This window comes from Dietzia psychralcaliphila, from assembly GCF_003096095.1.
Classification (GTDB): domain Bacteria; phylum Actinomycetota; class Actinomycetes; order Mycobacteriales; family Mycobacteriaceae; genus Dietzia; species Dietzia psychralcaliphila.
On the sequence record NZ_CP015453.1, the window covers coordinates 3,224,933 to 3,243,507 of the forward strand.

Below are 18,575 nucleotides of genomic sequence, written 5' to 3' on the forward strand. Positions count from 1 at the left end.
GGACCCATCACCCGCCTGACGCGAACCGGCACGCACCGGCGCTGCCGAGCTCATGGGAGGTCTCGGGTCAGACATCGGAGAGCCTGTCGACTCCGGGTGGCAACCATGTACAGCGACCCGGCGAGTCCGGATTCGCGACGGTCTTCCACGCCGACGGCCCGTCGCCGACGAAGGCGTGGTGCACGGGACACCCCAACGCGCCGTTTCCGACTGTCGTGGGTCCGCCTCGGGACCATTCCTCAACGTGGTGGAACTGGCTCCTCCTGGCCGGTGCGGTGCATCCCGGGAAGGTGCACCCGCCGTGCGCGGCGTAGAGGACCAGGCGCTGGATGGCGGAGGCCAGGCGCCGCTCGGGGTGGGCGTCGACGTCTATCCGGTGCAGTTCTTCGCGGCCGCCGCGCAGCATCGAGACGAACCACGGCATCGACCCGGCCATCGAGACGGCCTGGCGGACGCTGAGCTGCGTGCCTGAGTCGGTCTCCACGAGAGCGTCGGGCTCCTCGAGTTGCTCCGGCGTCACGCGCACCACGATGGAGGCGATTCCCTTGGGCCGGGCGGGGTCGACGGTCGAACCGAGGGCCCATTGGTGCACGAGCGCGTCGTGCGCCCGCTGCTCCGGGGCGCGCTCGTCCGACCCGGGTTCACACGGCACGGCACCGCCGGGTCCGCCGAAGTCGCACAGCGCGCGCTCGACCAGCGCCCGGGCGCGTGGCGTCAGCGTCATGGTCAGGGTGCTCGTGCCGTCGGGCCGAACCGCGCCGAGTCGGGCCGAACGCTGCCGCTCCTGGTGCTCCTCACGGCCCTGCCCACGGTCGGGACACAGTGCGGCCACCCGACGGGCGGCTTCCGCCCGCAACTCCGCCGGGGCGACCGCGCGCGCGAACTCCGTGAGCGCCTCTGCGAATCGGGCCTTGGCCGTCCCGCCTATCGTCCCGGGCAGCCCGGAGACCGCCTTGGCGATGATCCGCTCGTGCTCGGCGGTGATCTCCCCGACCGCCGCCGCCCGCCCGGCAGGGGTGGCCCGCCTTCCGCCCGCCTCGATCCGCCCGTGCACCACGCCTCTGGCCAGGCCCAACTTCTCCGCCAGCATCGTGGCGACTCCCCCGGCGGAACGACCCTTCTGCCGGTGCAAGCCAGCCAGTTCGGCCGTGGCGCGCGATCCGGCGGCCTCCAGCCGGCGGGCCACGATCTCGGCACGCCCCACGGCGTCGACCAGCTCGTCCGCGTCATGGTCCGACCAGTCGACCTCGCACAGTGTCTCCACGGAGGCCTCGAGAAACGCGAGAACGTCAGCCAGTGGGGCCGTCTCCGACCCCTGCTCCGACGCGTCCCACACTCCCTGTTCCATGGCTCGAATTATAGAACACATGTACGACACCGAACGGGCGTCGACGCGGGACAGCCGGTTCAGAATCCGCGGGAGACGGTCGGTGCCGACGAGAAGCCGCCGGGTCAGAACCCAGGGGATACTGCGGGAGCCCGCGGGAGACGGGCGGGGCGACACGCCTAGTCGACGACGACGAGGGCCAGCCCGAAATCTCCGGCCGCATCGGTCCAGACCGCCTGTCCGCCGAAGCCGTGCCCCGCGAGCTCGTCGACGAGGGCGTGGGGCTCAAACTTCCGGGCGATCTCGGTACGGATCCCCTCACCTGCGGCAAGGGTCCGCACGCGCCCCAGGGTCGGGAAGTCGATCCGCACGTCGCGCACCGCGCGCAACCACATCTCGACCCGGCTCTCCCCGGCGTTCCATACGGCCTCGTGCCGGAAGTCGCGGCGGTCGAGTCCCGCACACTCGACGGTCCGGGCGATCACGTCGAGCATGTTGAGGTCGAACTCGGTGGTCACGCCGGCGGCGTCGTCGTATGCGGCCACCAGCCGCTCAGGACTCTTGACCAGGTCGAATCCCAGCACCAGCCGGTCCCCCGGGTCCATGATTCCGCGCAGCATGGAGAAGAACCCGGCGCGCTGCGACTCGCTGAAATTGCCGACGGTGCCACCGAGGAACAGCACCAGCCGCCCGCCCGGCTCACCCGGTAGTGGACCGTCCAGAGCGGTGAGGTCGCCGATGACCGGGTCGATCCGCACGCCCGGATACTCCTGAGCGAGCGCGCGGGCGGACTCGAAGAGCATCTCGGTACTGATGTCCACGGGCACGAACCGCGCCTCGCCCGGCCCCGCCTCACCCTGCCCCGTCTCGCCCGGCGCCTCCGCTCCCGGCGCCTCCGGCGTTCCCTGTGTCCCCGCCGCGCGCCCGGCCGCCAGCACGTCGAGCAGCACCCGCGTCTTCTCGCAGGTCCCCGCCCCGAGCTCGACCACCGTCGACGAGGCGCCCACGATGTCGACGGCGCGGGCCCGCAGGATCTCGGCCTCCGCCCGGGTCGGGTAGTACTCGGCCACCCTGGTGATCTGGTCGAAGAGCAGGCTGCCCTTCTCGTCGTAGAACCAGCGCGGCGGCACGGTCGGCGGGTCGGAGAAGAACCCCTCGCGCAGGTCCGACTCCAACGCGGCGGTGTCGGGGTCGGTGTCCGGCGGCGTTGTCGTCATCGTCGTTGTCGTGGTTGTGGTCGTCGTCGCTGCCGTCGTCGTCGGATTCTCGGAGCCGGTCATCGGGCGAGCCTCACTCCCGTGGCCGCCCACCGCGACGAGGCGGGGAAGAAGTTGCGGTAGGTGGGCCGCGTGTGGCCCGCCGGTGTGAGGGCGCTGCCGCCGCGCAGGACGTGCTGGTCGGACATGAACTTGCCGTTGTACTCACCGGCGGCCCCCTCCTCGGTGACGAACCCGGGATACGGCAGGTAGGCGCTGGCGGTCCATTCCCAGACGCCGCCGATCGCCCTCTCGGCGGCAGCGCGCGGGTGGCAGCGGTCGGGGTCGAGTTCGTCGCGCGCCTCCCAACCGGTGGTGGCGACCTCCCACTCGAACTCCGTGGGCAGGCGCGCGCCGGCCCAGCGGGCGTAGGCGTCGGCCTCGTAGAAGGAGACGTGACAGACGGGTTCGGCGTCCACGACCGGCCGCCGGCCCGAGAGGGTGAAGGTGGTCCACTCGACGGCGGCGGCGGCGGACGCGCCGCCCGAGGCGCTACCGACGTCATGGCCCTCGCGCCGCCAGTACCCGGGCGCGTCCCAGCCCTCGGTCTGCACGGCGGCCCACCCGTCGGAGAGCCACAATTCTGGGCGGGTGTACCCGCCGTCGGCCATGAACTGCTTCCAGTCGGCCACCGTGACCTGGCGGGTGGCCACCTCACCGCCGGGGATCCACACGCGGTGACGCGGGCGTTCGTTGTCGTAAGAGAAGCCGTCGTAGGAGACGCCGTCGCGAGAGACTCCGTCGCGGGAGCCGCCGTCACGGGTGAACCCCGCACGGTGGGCGGGGTCCGCGGCGCCGACCTGCGCGACCCCCTCGACGACGACGATCCAGTCCGTCTCCCCCCGCACCGCGGCCACCGGGTCCGCGGGCCGGTCCACGTAGACCGGGTCTGTCGGATTGTGGGCGAACAGGTGCTTGGCGTCTATGAGCATCAGCTCCTGGTGCTGCTGTTCGTGGTGGCAGCCCAGCTCGAGCAGTTCCAGCCCACGCTCGTCGACCCGGCCCGCCTCGAGCGCGGCCACCACGGCCTCGTCCACCCGCGCCCGGAAGTCGCCTATCTCCGCCACCGACGGGCGGGTGATGAGCCCGCGCTGGGGCCGGGGCTGACGCGGGCCGACGGCCTCGTAGTAGGAGTTGAACAGGAACCGGAAGATCGGCTCGGGCGAGGAATAGCCGGGCAGCCCGCCCAACACGAACTCCTCGAAGAACCAGGTGGTGTGCGCGCGGTGCCAGGCCGCGGGACTGGCGGCGGTCATGGACTGCGGGATCTGGTCCTCGGGGCTGAGCCGGGAGGCCAAGAGGTCGGTGAGCTCGCGGACGCGCAGGAACTTCTCGATCGCACTCTGGGGGCGCGTGCGCGCGTCCGGGCCGGGCTCTGCGGTGACGTCTCCGACTGTCATGGTTCCCCCGGGGTGTCGTGGTCGGCGGTCGGACTGCCGCCAGATTAACCACGGTGTAGTTCGGAGCCCACCGCTATTCGGATGCCACCGCCATTCAGGTGCCACAGGCCACCAGGTGCTGCAGCACTTTCGAGTGCCACGGGCCTTCAGGTGCTGCAGCTTCTCACGTGCCATAGCCGTCTAACCACGGTTGCTGAACGGCACCGGCGCGGCGGCGGTGAGGTTGCGCCGCTCGTGCTCGAGGAGCCGGAGGCGGTACTCGGGACAGTTCCCCATCCCGCCGTCGGCGCGGATCACCCGGTGCACCGGGATGACGAACGGCACCGGCACCAGGGTGCACAACCGCCCCACCCGGCGGGCGTTGCGCGGCCTGCCGGCGTCCAGGCTGATCTGTCCGTAGGTCGAGGTCTCACCGTAGGGGATGCGCTGGATCTCGAGGTAGACCTCGCGCGAGAACTCGTCGTGGACGCCGGCGGCCGCCCAGTCCACGGGGACGTCGAACTCGCGCAGTCGGCCGGCGCAGTAGGCCTCGAGCTGATCCGCTACCCGGTCAAGGTGCTCAGCGGCCGCGCCGGGCTCGGAGTCGCCCACCTCGTCGTCGTCATCAAGGTGGGTCACGGTGAACCACGACGCGAGGTCCTCGTCCGCGACACCCTGGTCCGGACCCACCTGGTCCAGTCGTGCCAGGCCACGCGGGGTGGCCTCGGCGACCATCCGACCGGCGGCGGTGTCGAGCACCCGCACGGCCCTACCGTCGGTCCTGCGGGGCGACGCCACGCCTCACACCACGCTCGGCCGGTCCGGGTTGGTCACGTCGGCGTCGGCCGTGTCGAGAAGCTCGAACAGTGCGTCGGCGCCGTCGCGGGCCACCGAGGACATCTCGGCGGTGGTGATGGGCACGGCCTGGAGCCGCGTGAGCAGTGGTCCGGTGCCGTCCGGGCCGCCGGTCTCGTCGACGACCTGCAGGTCGGGCCACAGGAACGGCGGGGTCAGGACCAGGTGCTCGCAGCGCCGGCCGGAGTCGACGAGACCCACCGCGTTGGGTATCACCGCGCCCGGCGCCACGTGGATGGACCCGGTGGCCACGGCCAGCGCGCACGCGTCCAGCACGTCGGCCATGGCGCGGTGCCCGGTGCGGCCGACGGTGACGAACTCACTGCGGATCTGCCGCCCGTCGGGCGTCGTGACGTTGGTGGGGAGCTCCCGGGCGCCGACGGTGGCGTAGGTGGTGAATCCGGGCGCGGGGACGTTGTCGACGACGACGATGTCGCAGTGCCACTCCGTGGTCTGACCCTCCTCGTCGGCTTCCGTCTCGTGCGGGTAGCGCAGGACACGAACCGACTCGGCCACGTCGAGAAGGCCTTCGAGGCCGGAGAGGTCAGCCTTGTCCGGGCCCGGGACGGTGCTACCGCCGCTCACGCCAGGTCACGCAACCGCGGCTCGAGGTCGGTCTTGAACAGGTCCAGGAACCGCTTCTGGTCGTGGCCCGGCGCGTGGAAGACCAGGTGGTTCAGGCCCGCGTCGACATACTGCTTGACCTGCGCCACCGCATCGTCCGGGTCGGAGGCGACGATCCACCGCTTGGCGACCTGCTCGATGGGCAGCTCGTCGGCCAGGCGCTCCATCTCCCGCGGCGAGTCCACAGAGTGCTTCTGCTCGGGGGTCAGCGACAGCGGCGCCCAGAAGCGGCAGTTCTCCAGCGCCGCGGCCGGGTCGGGGTCGTAGCTGATCTTGATCTCGATCATCCGGTCGATCTGGGAGGAGTCACGGTCGTTGATCCCCGCGCCCTCCTCCACGGCCGGCAGGAGCTTGTCGGTGTAGAGCTCCATGCCCTTGCCCGAGGTGCAGATGAAGCCGTCGCCCACGCGGCCGGCGTACTTGGCCACCACGGGACCGCCGGCGGCGATGTAGACCGGCACCCCGTCGGAGGGCACGTCGTAGAGGAAGGCGTCCTTGGTGGTGTAGAAGTCGCCGTCGAAGTTGGTGGTCTCGCCGGTCCACAGCTCGCGCATGAGGCGGACCGACTCGCGCAGGCGGGCGAACCGCTCCTTGAACTCGGGCCACTGCCCCTGGTGGCCCGTCGCGATCTCGTTGAGCGCCTCTCCGGTACCCACACCGAGGAAGATGCGACCCGGGTAGAGGCACGCCATGGTGGCGAAGGCCTGCGCCAGCACTGCCGGGTTGTAGCGGAACGTGGGCGTGAGCACGGAGGTGCCCAACTGCAGGCGCTCGGTGCGCTCCCCCACCGCCGTCATCCACGCCAGGGAGAACGGTGCGTGGCCGCCGTCGTGGCGCCAGGGCTGGAAGTGGTCTGACACCGTGGCCGAGTCCATGCCCGCCTGCTCCGCCAGGACCGCGTACTCGACCAGATCACGCGGGCCGAACTGCTCGGCCGAGGCCTTGTAGCCGAGCTTCAGGGCGGAGGTGGGGGGCATCGACGACTCCTCATGGGTTGTGTGAGTGATTTCACCGACGCGGTGGTCGGGCACTACATCCGAGTATGCCAGTGCACCCCAGAGGTCCGTCCGGGCTGGACAACGGGACGTAAACAATCGCTGACCACCGGGGATGCGGAACTACACATAAGAAACTCTACATAACCCTCATGTTTCGAACCTGATCTTTCGACCAGCTAACGATCGACTTTTCGTTAACTTGAACTTACTTCTGCTGTTCAAGACGCTTTTCAATTGGAAAAGATTCTGTAACATTCGGTCGGGTCACAAACTGGGCCCGGTGTCGATCAGCGTCCAACTTCATGTGCGAGGCCGACACACCAAATACCTCTGGGCCCAATCGGCGGCCCCCATGGAAAGGCGCGACGCTTGAACGCCAACGACCCCATCACCCCAGACGCCCAGCAGAAGCAGGACCGGGCCCGCAAGCGCAAGGCCATCCTGGCCGGCGGCGTGGTCCTCGGCCTCGGCGCCGCGGTGACCCTGGCCGCGTGGTCGGACGATGTGTTTGCCGACGGCATCTTCAATACCGGTTCGTTCGAACTCCAAGGCTCGCTCGATGGAACGACGTTCCTCGACTACGACGGGCCGGCGTACGACCCCACCGAATCGGCGTCTCTCGAGTTCCAGCTAGAGGCCGAGGAGATGGCTCCCAGCCAGACCGTATACGCGCCTTTCACCATTGGCACCGAGGAAGACACCTCCCTTGACGGCACGTTCACACTGCAGAGCGTCTCTTCAAGTGGCACCTACGCGGGCGTGCTCTCCTACCAGATCTTCGAGGTCAATTCACACTCCGAGAACTGCAATCCCGACGATGCTGAAAACCTCCCGACGGTCGCATGGGTTGGCGGGCCAACGGCGAAGGTCAACGAGACCACCGTCACCGGCCTCAATGACCCGCTGGAAGTCGTTGCCGACAACCAGGCCCCGTACCAACACCTTTGCATCGCCGTGACGTTGGGGAACGTGTCAGCCACGGCCACTGAGAACCAGGCTGCAGTACTCGCCGCAGGCGTTCCCGCCGCAGCAACTACCGTCTCGTGGGTCTTCAACGGCCAGTCCACCGACGCCTGATTCCTCGCGAAACCCGCGGCACAGTTCTGAATCAAAAAGGGAACGTCGAGCAGTCGCTAGCGCACTCCCGCTTCAGTCAAGAATCGACCAATTAACGCCGCCCTGAGCGGAGCGGCTGCTGCCGCTCCGCTCACCGCGTCCACCTCGAACTGTCAAAGGCACCTCAGTGACCGAATCCAACCTCAGTTCCACCGACCACCGTCGTCGCGTCCGCGCGCTTCTGGCTGGTGGTCTCGTGTGCGGAATCGGCGCCGCCATGACGCTCGCTGCATGGTCGGACGACATCTGGGTCAATGGTCAGTTCCGGGCAGGCCAGTTCAACGTCCAGGGAAGCCCGAGTACCACCTCCACTCACACGTGGGGCGAGTACTCGACGCAGGGGAATAGTGCGCCCCTCGCTTTCTCGTCAGTGGTACCCACGATTGTCTCGCCGGGGACCAGCTACTACGCACCGTTCAGTCTGGCAATAGACTCGACCAAGGCCGACTTTAACGGAAGCGTCCGAATCACTGAGTACCTCGGGACGGGCGATCCAGCGCTTCGCTCCAAGCTCACGTGGAGCGCCGCCGTCGTCCCCGGTCCCAGCAACTGCACTGAGGCCGGGTACCTTGCCGGCACCACGCTCGTACCCAGTGCTCAGGGCCCGGCCACGGACATGCTTCAGCCGGTCTCCCCTGCTTCCGGCACGGTGACTCTGGACAAGACGCTGAACACCACGGCCACCACTCCCAAGACGGTGTGTTTCAAGGTCACGGTGGCGCCCCAGGGCTCGGGCGTCGATCCGTCGACCAACCCGTATGGCACTGGGTCCGCTGGGCTCGTCTGGCACTTCACCGCGACTTCTGTGTAAGTACCTGTCGCCAATTCGCAGTTCGGAGGGAGGAGCGGGATGAGCACACACTATCGTTGGTGGCGCCAGACCCGTGTCCTCGCCGCAGCGGGCCTCGTGCTGGGCTTGGGCTCGCTGGCTACCGTCGCAACCTTCCAGGACGGCACATGGGCGAACGGCCAGTTCGCCTCGATTCGCGGCGGGATCGAAGGATCGACGACCTCGACTAACGGGGCCAACGGGACATGGAGCAACCACTTCACCTCCGGCAGTGCCGCGGTGATGGAGGTGAACCCCTCCACAGGCCTGGTTCCCGGCGCGACGGTGTATTCCAAGTTCGCCCTGCGGACAAGTTCTGGCGTGACGAATCCGGCCACGGTCACCATGGGGACCGGCGTTGTGGCCTTGAGCGGCAATTCGACCCAGACAATGGTCGACGCGGTTCGGTTCCGTGCGTACCTGTCGGGCAACCACACCTGCAACTCCACCACGGTGACCCAACCCGGGGGAGTCTCCTATCTGCGGGGCACCGCCACGACCTACACCACCGCAGGAGCGTCAATCACCGGGCCTACGATCACGCTCCCGAAAGGGACGGACACCACCGCCGGCCCGGGCCGCACCGTCTGCTTTGAATTCAGCCTCGCCAACGACGCGACCGCCGACGCTGCGAACGGCGCCGACTTCTCGGTCACGTGGCCATTCACCACCTTCATCGGAACGTGACGACGTTGACCCACACCACACTCGGCCCTCGACACGCGGCTCCGACGACCCCACGCGGTACCCGCATCGGGAGGTGGATCGGCGAGCGAATTCTCGACCTGCTCGCGCTCGGTGGAATCATCTGCATCATCGCTGTGGTCGCAGCGTTCGCGTTCAACATCTCGCTCATCATGTTCAAAACCGGCTCGATGAGCCCCACCATCACGACGGGTTCCCTGGCAATCGTCCGCGAGATACAGGCCTCGGAAGCAGAGGTCGGGGACGTCCTCACCATCGACCGCCCCGGGCAGCTCCCCGTTACACACCGCGTCGTGTCGACTACCGAAGTTGGTGGCGGCAAATACTCCATCGAGATGAAGGGCGATGCCAATGACAACAAGGACCCCGCCCCTTATCAGGTGACTCAGGCACGAGTGGTGATCTTCTCGGTCCCCAAGCTTGGTTACTTCGTTTCCAGGGTTTCTAATCCCCGCGTCATGGCGGGCACGACCGTCGCCATGACACTGCTCGTCACCTGGTCATTCTGGCCACGGAAGAGGAGGACCTGATGTCCGTCCACACCCGATTCCGCTCCCTTGGCCTCGCCACCCTGGCCGCCGCCACCGCACTGTCAGTGGTCTCCGCGAGCACCGGTGATGGCCTCATCGCACAGACCGAAGCCGCCTACACGGACAGCGAATTCGCCAGGGCGGACGTTGCCGCACAGTGGCCGCTTGCTTTCGCCTCCGTCGTCGCAGGGTCGGCGAAGTCTTCCAGTGAGACGGTCACTGGGGGTTTTGGCAATATGACCTACGAGGCCAGCTCCCAGTGGACGCAAGAGTTGACTGGAAGCGCAAACACAACAGACACCACCACGGCGTGGCCTTCGTACTCCCGGAAGCTCAATCAGCGCACTCGCGGACCGCAGTTAATCTCAGATGCTACCGCGAACTTTCTTCCCAAGGATTCCACTTCGCTCGCACTCTTTAATGCCTCAGCTGTCCGGGCTTTCACCAATCCGGGTACACAATCTGACCCGCAAAACTTCCGCTGCATTGTAATCAACGAGAGCTACGGGCCGGCCAGCAATGATTCACGGTGCTCACTCGGAAACAACTTCGTCGCAGCAACGAACAACACGGCGGCTTATGGATTCTCCGCCGACATAACTGATACCTACCATGGTTTTCTAAACTCGGCGGACATAAGGACGGCGGTCCGTTGCGGATTGAATTCGGCGGACGCAGACCCTCCGACAGGTCGAGTTGACCTTGGCCGAGAAATCACGGTATTTGGCAATACCTACCTTCGCTATAACAACACCGACTCACTGCGAACAATCTGGGCCAACGGGATCGATCGAAATCCAGAAGGGTTTTCAGCTGCTGAGCTAGTTAGTGGGCAGATATCTCCGATGTACAGAATCGGGGTCTTGAGTACCGAGATGCATGCCAGAGTCATGCCGGTGATCACACGCACATCGCAGACCTCTCCCCCTTATGCAATATCGGAGGTCGCCGTGTATGTCGAGTACTACGACAACAGCAATAGCAACTCGCTTCGACTAAAAATGTACTTCGTCCTATCCCGCTCGGAATGCGGCGTGAAGCGCACGACCGATGCCACTCTTCCGTCCAAACGTCCGGTGTTCCCGGCGACGTTGCCCGGTGGCAACGGCCTGACCCCGTACTCGGGTACGGGCTTCACCGTGGCCTCCGCGCCTGCGCCCGTGAAGCGCATGGCACTCCAGGACAATCCCGAGACCACCGCCACTACCTCGCTCCCTCCGACCATCACTCTGACCTCTCCGCTTGAGTCCGCCACCGCTGCGGTCACCACGACCTCTGCACCTCCGGACCCGTCGGCATCCGACCCCACCGAGTCCTCCGGAACCATCACCGCGACGTCCACCAATCGCGAGTCCACCGCAACAACGAACGACACCACCACCGTGCTGACCGCCTCCACGACGTCCGCACCGCCAACGATCGTCATCCCCACCGACCCCGGCACACTGTCACCGACCGCGCAGACCGAGAAGGTCGGAACCGTCGAGGTGGACGGCACCGCGACCGACGTCGTCGTCAAGGGCAGCGCCGCCCCCGCCGACTCCCGCACCTCCGAGCAGGCACTGGACACCTGGATCAACGAGGGCACCCGCCTGGCCGGCGACTGGAAGACCTTCACGTCGACCGACCCGGACTCGGACGGTTGGCGCTGGGCCGCCATCAACCAGGAGACCGGCACGGTGGTGTACGTCCGCTGACACAGAGGTCGGCCGGGTCGCGCCCCTGCCGGCTGGCGCGCGTCGACACACCGCCACAGCACGCGGGATCGAGTGAGATTCGCCACTCGCCGAAGCCAAATGTAACGATTCGGCCACTGGCGGCCATACCCTGAATGAACCGGCGATCATCGCGGGCCAGCCCGCGCCGGAGTCCCCTCCTCCGGACCGATCGCCGTGTGACGGCTTTCGGAGGAGCTATGCGGATACGACACGCGGCCACCGCGCTGGTCGCCCTCGGTTCCACCTCCGTCTGCGCGCTGGGCGCCACCCTGGTCCTGCAGGACCGCGAGGACGACGCCCGGGAGTCGGAGCTGCGCAGCTCCTCCTGGTCAGTGCAGGCCTCCACCGACTTCGGCACCACCTGGACCGCGCCCATCTCCACCTACGGCGGACACTTCCCCGTCCGGGTGGACACGGCCGGTCTCCGTAACCGCTCCGCCTACCAGCCGCTGACCCTCCGGACGAGCGTCGACTCCCGCTCGGAGGCCCACGTGATGATCGGCGAGGGCATGCTGGTGGACGGCGACCCCACGACGGCCGCCGACGTTCGGATCCGGGCCGTCACCACCAGCGGAGGCGCGTGCGCCGCGCCCACGTTCACCAGTGGCACCCCCAGCATCCTGGCCGGCGACGGCATCCGTCCCGAACCCGTGGACGCCGCCACCGCCGACGAGCCCCTGGTCCTTCCCGCCGCCACCCGCACCACCCCGGGAGCACCCGTCACCGTGTGTCTGGAGTTGAGCATGGACTCGGCGTCCCCGGCCCCCGACTCGGTGCTGATGCTCGCCTGGCCCATCGAGATCACCCGCGCGGACGCCGGAACCTGACCTGGTCGGGGCCCGACCGACCCCGGCGCGCACGCCGGAACCTGATCGGCGCCCGGGTCATCCTCACGCGCCGTTCCGGCTCGCCTTCCTCGTGCGGGCGGCCATCCGGTACACCTGCTCGTGGGCGGCCATGATCTTCGTCGGATCCGCGCCCTCGACGCGTGGCGGCGCCGACCGGGGTTCGTCGATCGCGGTGCGCACCGCCCAGGTCAAGGTGCCGGGGTCCCGGGGGTCGTACACCTCGCCGGAATGCTCGTCCGGATCACAGCGATCGAACCACTGCTCGCGCAGGAAGCCCACGGCCGGGAGCACCGGCGTCACCCCCAGATCCCGGCACAGCTCCAGCCAGGTGGAATGGGTGGCGAACCGATACGGCAACACGCACACGTCCAGGGCGGCGAACTCGGCGAGCACAGGCCCCAGGTCCCGGGCCTCGTAGCGGATCAACCGCACCGATTCCCATCCGCCCTCCGCCGCGAGCTCGGCGACCAGGTGGTGCCCGCCGCTCTCGCGGTCCTCACCGCACGCGTCCCGCCACGCCTGCGCCTCCACGACGATCCGCAGGTGCGCGCCCCGCCGACCGGTCGCCACGGGTGCCAGCAGGTCGAGGAGTTCGGGCCCCTCGATGTTCTCGCCCATGCGTTCCAACAGGACGCCCACGATGGTGTCCCCGTCGCCCCTGAGGTGCTTGGAGGCGCGGACGGCAGAGGAGATCTCCGCCTCGTCGAGCAATCGCGGATGCGGCACCACCATCGACTCCACACCCCACCGGACCCACAGTTCCCGCGCCGCGACCTCGGTGAGCGTGAGCACCTGTGACGCAGCCCCGACAAGCGTGCCGGTGTTACCCCGGTGCGGCTGCGAGTCCTCATGCGAGGGGTAGACGATGTCGTGCACGGTCAGCACCATCGGGACCCCGGCGCGGGACAGGTGCTCGGTCACGTCCCGGGCACTCTCCGGATCCAGGTAGTCGTAGCCGAAGTGCACGTGGGCCACGTCCACGTGCTCCAGGTCGCGGTCGAGGATCGGGGCGGGGCCCTTCACGTAGGTACCCGGGTGGGATTCCCCGTTGACCACGCCCGGCCGCACCGGGACCAGCTCCACGTGGCCCGACCACGCCAGTCCCGTGATCCGGCGGACAGCCGGATGGGCCGCGGGTAGCACCGCCACCCGGGTCCGGGACGCGCCCACATGTGACCGCATAAAACTTAGTTTAGCCCCCTACGCAAGTCCTCGATGAGGTCTCCGGCAAACTCCAGCCCCACCGAGAGGCGGACCACGTTGTCGGTGATGCCGACCGCGGCACGGGCCTCCGGCTCCATGGACGCATGGGTGGTGGTCGCGGGATGGGTCACCAGCGACTTGGCATCCCCGAGATTGTTGGAGATGTCGATGACCCTCAGCGCGTTGAGGAGTGAGAAGCAGCGTTGCTTGCCGCGATCCGCCTCGTCGTCGTCGTATTTCAGACCGAACGTCACCACCGACCCACCACCAGACATCTGGGCCTGCGCCAGGTCGTACTGCGGGTGCGAGGGCAGCATCGAGTACCGGACCCAGTCCACCGCGTCATGCGACTCGAGGAACTGCGCCACCTCAAGCGCGTTGGCGGACATCCGCTCAACCCGCAGACTCATGGTCTCCAGGCCCTTGAGCAGCACCCAGGCGTTGAACGCGTTCATACCGAAACCCGCGTGACGCATCAGGTTCTGCACGGGCCCGGAGATGTATTCCTCGGTCCCCAGCACGGCGCCGCCCAGGACGCGGCCCTGGCCGTCGATGTGCTTGGTGGTGGAGTAGACCACGATGTCCGCGCCCAGCTCGAGCGGCTTCTGGTGCAGGACGGTGGCGAAGACGTTGTCCACCACCACCTGCGCGCCGGCCGCGTGCGCCAACTCGCAGACCGCGCGCACGTCGACCAGCTCCTGCATGGGGTTGGAGGGGGTCTCGAAGAACACGGCGTCGGTCGGCTCGCTGAGCGCCTCGCGCCACTGGTCCAGGTCGGCGCCGTCCACGAACACCGTCTCCACGCCCCAGCGCGGCAGGATCTCGTTGCAGATCACGAAACAGGAGCCGAACAGCGCCCGCGAGGCCACCAAACGGGAACCGTTGCCCAGGAGCGCCGCCAGCGACACGAACACCGCCGACATGCCCGAGCTGGTGGCGAAGCACGCCTCGGCGCCCTCGATCTGCCGCAGGCGCTCCTGGAACATCGCCACGGTGGGGTTGCCGTAGCGGGAGTACACGAACCGCTGGATGTCCCCGTTGAACGACGCCTCGGCCGCCTCGGCCGACTCGTAGACGTAGCCGGAGTTGAGGAACATCGGCTCGGCGGTCTCCTCGAAGCCGGTGCGCATCTGCCCGGCCCGCACGCCCAGGGTTTCGGGGTGGAGACCGTCGGGGAGCTCGTTGTTTCTCATCCGCTGCTTTCTTGTGCTGTCGGTGGTGCGGGTGGCGGGATCGGGCCGGGTCAGGACTGCCGCCAGGCCAGGCCCGCGACCTTCCACCCGTTGACCGAGCCGCGGTGACCCGCCGCGTCAGGGTCGCCCTCGAACCCCTCGGCCACGTTGTAGGCCGGGCCCAGGCCGGCGGCGGTGGCGGCGCTCGCGGCGGCGGCCGACCGGGCCCCGCTGCGGCACAGGAACAGCACCGGCGTGTCGGCGTCCACGCCCGCCTGGCCGAGCTGCTCGAGGAAGCGGTGGTTGGGCTCGCCCGCCGAGGTCATCCACTCGATGCCCACCGCGCGCTTGCCCAGCTCCGACAGGTCCGCGCCACCGACCCACTGCCACTCGGCGCTGGTGCGCACGTCCACCAACACCGCGGAGGGATCGGAAGCGAGCAGATCCCAGGCCTGCTGTGGGACCAGATCCCCGGCGTAGTCACTCATGGGCCCTGATTATGCTCCTCCTGCCACGAGTCCGTCCGGTCGAGGTCCGCCGGGCGCGCCCCCGTGTCATGATCGGGCCATGTCCCCCACCCCCTCCGCCGCCCCCGTCCGAGTGGCCGTCGTCGGATCCGGACCGGCGGGCGTCTACGCCTGCGAGGCCCTCCTGGCGTGGGCTGACCAGCACGGCAGGGACATCGTCGTGGACTGCCTCGACAAGCTGCCCGTGCCGTACGGCCTGCTGCGCCACGGCGTGGCCCCGGACCATCCACGGATCAAGGGCATCGCCCGCACGCTGGAGTCGATCGTCACCGACCCGCGGATCCGCTTCCTCGGCAACGTCGAGTTCGGGCGTGACCTGACCCTGGACGACGTGCCCCGGCTCTACCACGCCGTCATCCTGGCCACCGGCGCCCTCGCCGACCGCGAACTCGGCATCCCCGGCGAAGACCTCGAGGGCTCCTACGGGGCCGCGCAGTTCGTCACCTGGTACGACGGCCACCCGGACGCCGACCGCAACTGGGCCCTGACCGCCGAGCGCGCCGCGGTGGTGGGCGTGGGCAACGTCGCGCTCGACATCGCGCGGATGCTGGTGCGTACCCCCGAGCAGCTCGAGGCCACCGACATCCCGGCGCACGTCCGCGAGGGCTTCGGGACCAGCGCCACCCGCGTCGTCACCGTGACCGGCCGCCGCGGCCCCGCCTACGCCAAGTTCACCCCCCTGGAGTTGCGGGAGATGGACAAGGTGGAGGGTGTCACCATCGTGGTGGAACCGGCCGACCTGAAATACGACGACGAGGCCCGCGACCACCTGGAGAACGATCGCCGAGCCGGGCAGGTCTGCGATCAGCTGGCCAAGTGGGCGGCCGCGCAGGCGGAGGCGGGCCACGAGTCCGCCGACGCGGCCGAGGAGGCCGCGCTCGCCGCCGGCGGTCGCGTGGTGCGTTTCCGCTTCCACCGCAGCCCCGTCGAGGTCCTCGGCCCCGACGGGTTCGTCACCGGCCTCCGGCTGGAGCGCACCGAGCCGGACGGAACCCGGGTGCGGGCCACCGGCGAGTTCGAGGAACTGGCCGTGGACGCCGTCTACCGGGCGGTCGGCTACAAGTCCGACCCGCTCGAGGGCGTGCCCTTCGACGAGACCACCTCCACCATTCCCAACGACGGCGGACGGGTGCTCACCAAACCCGGTGGCGAGCCCGTGCAGGGGCTGTTCGCCACCGGGTGGGTCAAGCGCGGACCGACCGGGGTGATCGGCACCAACCGGCACTGCGCGGTGGACACGGTGCACGCCCTCACCGACGACATCGAGGCCGGCACCCTGTTCGACCCCGCCGACACCGACCCGCAGTCCGTCCGCGATCTGCTCGCCGAGCGGGGCGTGGCCGTGGTCGACGGCACGGGGTGGGCGGCGATCGACTCCCGCGAACGCGCACTGGGGCAGGCCGCGGGCCGCGAACGCACGAAGCTCGGGGGGCGGGAGGAGATGCTCGCCGCGGCCCTGGAGTCCCAGCCCGGCCCCCTGGACTCCCCCGTTTCTCCCGTCTCCCCCCAACCCTGAGTCCTCTGGGTCAGTCGGTGTCCGCCACGAGCCTGCCGATCTCCTCCAACGACACCGTCCCGCGGTCGAAGTAGGTCGAATGCGCGTCCCGGGTCGATCCCGGTCCGGAACCCGGTTCGGTCACGTCCACCGCGAGCCCGCCGAACTCCTCGGTCCCCGGCCGCTCGCCCAGCACCCCGGTAGTAGACCACCACGGCACCGGATCCCACCGCGTGGCCACACCCACCACCTCGTGATGAGCGGCCTGCCGCGCGGTCCCGCCCTCGTCTACCCGTTGCTCCGCCAGTGAGTCGACGGTCGCACCGGGGCTGCCCACGTGGATCATCCGGTCCGCGGCCAGCCCGCTCGGGTCCGCCGACGCCGCACCCAGGACAGCTGAGCCGTAGCTGTAGCCCACGACGGCGTGCGGGGAGTCCCGACCGTCCATGCTCTCGACCGCGTCCAGGCCCGCCGCGAAGGTCCGCAGGTCCTGCGCATGCTCGCGCGCGGATGCGGTGGAGAACCCGGCCGCGGCGACGTCGTCCGGGGCGTCGTAGCCCTGCCACGACACGGACACGCACGACCCGGCGGTCGGATCGCCGGGACCGGCGTCAGGACGTGCACTCGCCTCGCACACCGCTCCCGCGCGATCGGCGGTGCGATCGATCGACTCCAACGACGAGCCCGTGCCGGGGATCAACGTGACCACGCTGTCCGCGCCGTCGGGATCACCACTCGCCACCACCGCCCGGCCGTCCGGGTGCAGCGCGAGCAGGTGACGGGCGGGGTCCTCGGCCAGGTGCGCGGTCAGTTCAACGAGCCCCGGGCCCTCACCCGCCTCGAGCAGCCTGCGCAGCCGCGTCCGGTTGATCGCGTCCCGCGTGGCGGAGGAGACCCCGGCGACCGACCCCAGTTCCGGGTGGTCGCGCGCGAGTCGCTCCCGTTCTGCCGGGCCGAGCGAGTGCCAAAGTTCGGCGACGTCGCGGGGATCGTCGTCGGTCGACCCTGAGAGATCGATGCAGGCCACTGTCTCGGCGTCCGTGTAGCCGGCGAGTGATTCCGCCGCTTCGCGCAGTCGGACCGTCAGGGCCAGATCGGCATCGGCGACCGCCGTGACGTCGCCCCGGCCCGGGCGCACCCGCTCGTCGTCAACCCAGTTGATCAGCGCCCTCGACAGTCTCGAACCCTCCACCCTCAGGACGTCCGCCAGGTAGAGGCAGGCGCCGGAGACCATTCTGGCCTCGGCGGCCGCGTCCCCCACGCGGCTGCGGGCCTGCGCCCCCGCGTGGCCCGACCAGCCGCCGCCGACCGCAGCGTCTCCCTCAGAACCTGTACCTCCTCCGAGCCTGCGGGCCACCGAGTCCAGGTCAGCAGCCGTGTCCGCAACCGCCCGGCCCACCGCCGCGGCCCGGGACTCGGCGTGGTCGAGGGCCACAACCAGCGCCTCAACCCGCTGCGCCGGCGACACGGCGGGCCACCTCCTCGTCGGTCTCCAGCAGTAGCTGCGCCGCACTCTCCATACGCTCGGCGATCTGCTCGGTCTCCACAGCCGAGTCCTGCGCCCTTCGTGCCAGCAGCGCAGCGCACTCCTCCAGCGCCGCCCCGCTGAGCACTCCACCGGGCGGCGCGGCACCGGCCCCTCCCGCCGCGGCGGACGCCTCACCGAGCGCCGCGGCCAGCGAGCTGGTCTCTCCGAGCACGGCGGCCAGCGATCCCGCCTGCTCCGCCGCACGCACCCCGGCCTCACGAACCCGGGTCGCCTCGGCCACCACCGCGACCCGCTCGAACGCCACCAGCGCCGCCGCGACCGGCCCCACTCCCGCTCCCGCGACTGATCCCGGGCCCACTCCCGCTCCCGGGCCTGCTTCCGGCCCTGCTCCCGCGACCGGCCCCGCTCCCGCTCCCGCGACTAATCCCGCCATCAACCCCGCCCCCTCCCGGCCCGACAGTCCGGGCCGCTCGGGACCTCACGCTAGGTGCACGGCCGGGCCGG

Annotated in this window: 18 protein-coding genes; 7 read left to right on the forward strand and 11 right to left on the reverse strand. The window is 69.2% G+C overall.

Annotation, left to right across the window (positions count from 1 at the left end; all coding sequences use genetic code 11):
- Nucleotides 1-67 precede the first annotated feature (67 nt).
- From A6048_RS14920 to fgd, 6 genes are all read right to left on the reverse strand, one after another.
- A complete protein-coding gene (locus A6048_RS14920; protein WP_107745502.1) occupies nt 68-1,348 on the reverse strand; it encodes an HNH endonuclease signature motif containing protein in 1,281 nt (426 codons plus the stop codon).
- A 158-nt stretch (nt 1,349-1,506) separates the two neighbouring features.
- Nucleotides 1,507-2,544 (reverse strand): L-histidine N(alpha)-methyltransferase, encoded by a 1,038-nt coding sequence (locus A6048_RS14925; RefSeq protein WP_235027537.1) that lies wholly within the window; start codon nt 2,542-2,544, stop codon nt 1,507-1,509.
- A 59-nt stretch (nt 2,545-2,603) separates the two neighbouring features.
- Complete coding sequence (egtB, locus tag A6048_RS14930; RefSeq protein WP_107745497.1) at nt 2,604-3,983, reverse strand: ergothioneine biosynthesis protein EgtB; 1,380 nt, start codon at nt 3,981-3,983, stop codon at nt 2,604-2,606.
- A gap of 180 nt (nt 3,984-4,163) precedes the next feature.
- Nucleotides 4,164-4,760: a methylated-DNA--[protein]-cysteine S-methyltransferase gene (locus tag A6048_RS14935; RefSeq protein ID WP_235027538.1), complete on the reverse strand. Its 597-nt coding sequence runs from the start codon at nt 4,758-4,760 to the stop codon at nt 4,164-4,166.
- 3 nt (nt 4,761-4,763) lie between these two features.
- Nucleotides 4,764-5,402, reverse strand: coding sequence for a suppressor of fused domain protein (locus tag A6048_RS14940; RefSeq protein WP_107745493.1), 639 nt, complete (start codon nt 5,400-5,402; stop codon nt 4,764-4,766).
- Nucleotides 5,399-6,418: a glucose-6-phosphate dehydrogenase (coenzyme-F420) gene (fgd, locus tag A6048_RS14945; RefSeq protein WP_107745491.1), complete on the reverse strand. Its 1,020-nt coding sequence runs from the start codon at nt 6,416-6,418 to the stop codon at nt 5,399-5,401. The genes A6048_RS14940 and fgd overlap by 4 nt, the downstream gene beginning before the upstream one ends.
- A 390-nt stretch (nt 6,419-6,808) precedes the next feature.
- Between fgd and A6048_RS14950 the strand changes: the two genes are divergently transcribed.
- The 6 genes from A6048_RS14950 to A6048_RS14975 all read left to right on the forward strand — a co-directional run bounded on the left by A6048_RS14950 (nt 6,809) and on the right by A6048_RS14975 (nt 12,164).
- Nucleotides 6,809-7,516: a SipW-dependent-type signal peptide-containing protein gene (locus A6048_RS14950; protein WP_235027539.1), complete on the forward strand. Its 708-nt coding sequence runs from the start codon at nt 6,809-6,811 to the stop codon at nt 7,514-7,516.
- Nucleotides 7,517-7,682: 166 nt separating this feature from the next.
- The gene (locus A6048_RS14955; protein ID WP_159110343.1) at nt 7,683-8,366 is read left to right on the forward strand and encodes a SipW-dependent-type signal peptide-containing protein; all 684 of its coding nucleotides are present in this window, start codon (nt 7,683-7,685) and stop codon (nt 8,364-8,366) included.
- Nucleotides 8,367-8,471: 105 nt separating this feature from the next.
- Nucleotides 8,472-9,071, forward strand: coding sequence for a hypothetical protein (locus A6048_RS14960; protein WP_146166320.1), 600 nt, complete (start codon nt 8,472-8,474; stop codon nt 9,069-9,071).
- Entirely contained in the window at nt 9,068-9,619 is a 552-nt protein-coding gene (locus tag A6048_RS14965) for a signal peptidase I (protein ID WP_235027540.1), read from the forward strand. The genes A6048_RS14960 and A6048_RS14965 overlap by 4 nt, the downstream gene beginning before the upstream one ends.
- An 896-nt stretch (nt 9,620-10,515) precedes the next feature.
- Nucleotides 10,516-11,316 carry a hypothetical protein gene (locus tag A6048_RS14970; RefSeq protein ID WP_146166319.1) on the forward strand — a complete coding sequence of 267 codons (801 nt, stop codon included), beginning with the start codon at nt 10,516-10,518 and terminating at the stop codon, nt 11,314-11,316.
- 218 nt (nt 11,317-11,534) lie between these two features.
- A complete protein-coding gene (locus A6048_RS14975; protein ID WP_107745483.1) occupies nt 11,535-12,164 on the forward strand; it encodes a hypothetical protein in 630 nt (209 codons plus the stop codon).
- Between the two features lie 63 nt (nt 12,165-12,227).
- Here the strand turns inward: A6048_RS14975 and A6048_RS14980 are convergent, their stop codons facing one another.
- From A6048_RS14980 to A6048_RS14990, 3 genes are read right to left on the reverse strand one after another with little or no spacing between them, the layout of a single operon-like run.
- On the reverse strand, nt 12,228-13,367 hold the full coding sequence (locus A6048_RS14980; protein ID WP_235027541.1) for a glycosyltransferase family protein: 1,140 nt from the start codon (nt 13,365-13,367) through the stop codon (nt 12,228-12,230).
- A gap of 5 nt (nt 13,368-13,372) precedes the next feature.
- Nucleotides 13,373-14,581, reverse strand: coding sequence for an O-succinylhomoserine sulfhydrylase (locus A6048_RS14985; protein WP_107745481.1), 1,209 nt, complete (start codon nt 14,579-14,581; stop codon nt 13,373-13,375).
- Nucleotides 14,582-14,631: 50 nt separating this feature from the next.
- Complete coding sequence (locus A6048_RS14990; RefSeq protein WP_107745479.1) at nt 14,632-15,048, reverse strand: rhodanese-like domain-containing protein; 417 nt, start codon at nt 15,046-15,048, stop codon at nt 14,632-14,634.
- Nucleotides 15,049-15,127: 79 nt separating this feature from the next.
- Here A6048_RS14990 and A6048_RS14995 point away from each other — a divergent pair, with 79 nt between their 5' ends.
- Nucleotides 15,128-16,603, forward strand: coding sequence for an FAD-dependent oxidoreductase (locus tag A6048_RS14995; protein ID WP_107745477.1), 1,476 nt, complete (start codon nt 15,128-15,130; stop codon nt 16,601-16,603).
- A 10-nt stretch (nt 16,604-16,613) separates the two neighbouring features.
- Here A6048_RS14995 and A6048_RS15000 read toward each other — a convergent pair whose 3' ends face one another.
- Nucleotides 16,614-18,050 carry an alpha/beta hydrolase gene (locus A6048_RS15000; protein ID WP_107745475.1) on the reverse strand — a complete coding sequence of 479 codons (1,437 nt, stop codon included), beginning with the start codon at nt 18,048-18,050 and terminating at the stop codon, nt 16,614-16,616.
- On the reverse strand, nt 18,028-18,429 hold the full coding sequence (locus A6048_RS15005; protein ID WP_146166318.1) for a hypothetical protein: 402 nt from the start codon (nt 18,427-18,429) through the stop codon (nt 18,028-18,030). Before A6048_RS15005 ends, A6048_RS15000 begins: the two co-directional genes overlap by 23 nt.
- Nucleotides 18,430-18,575: the final 146 nt, after the last annotated feature.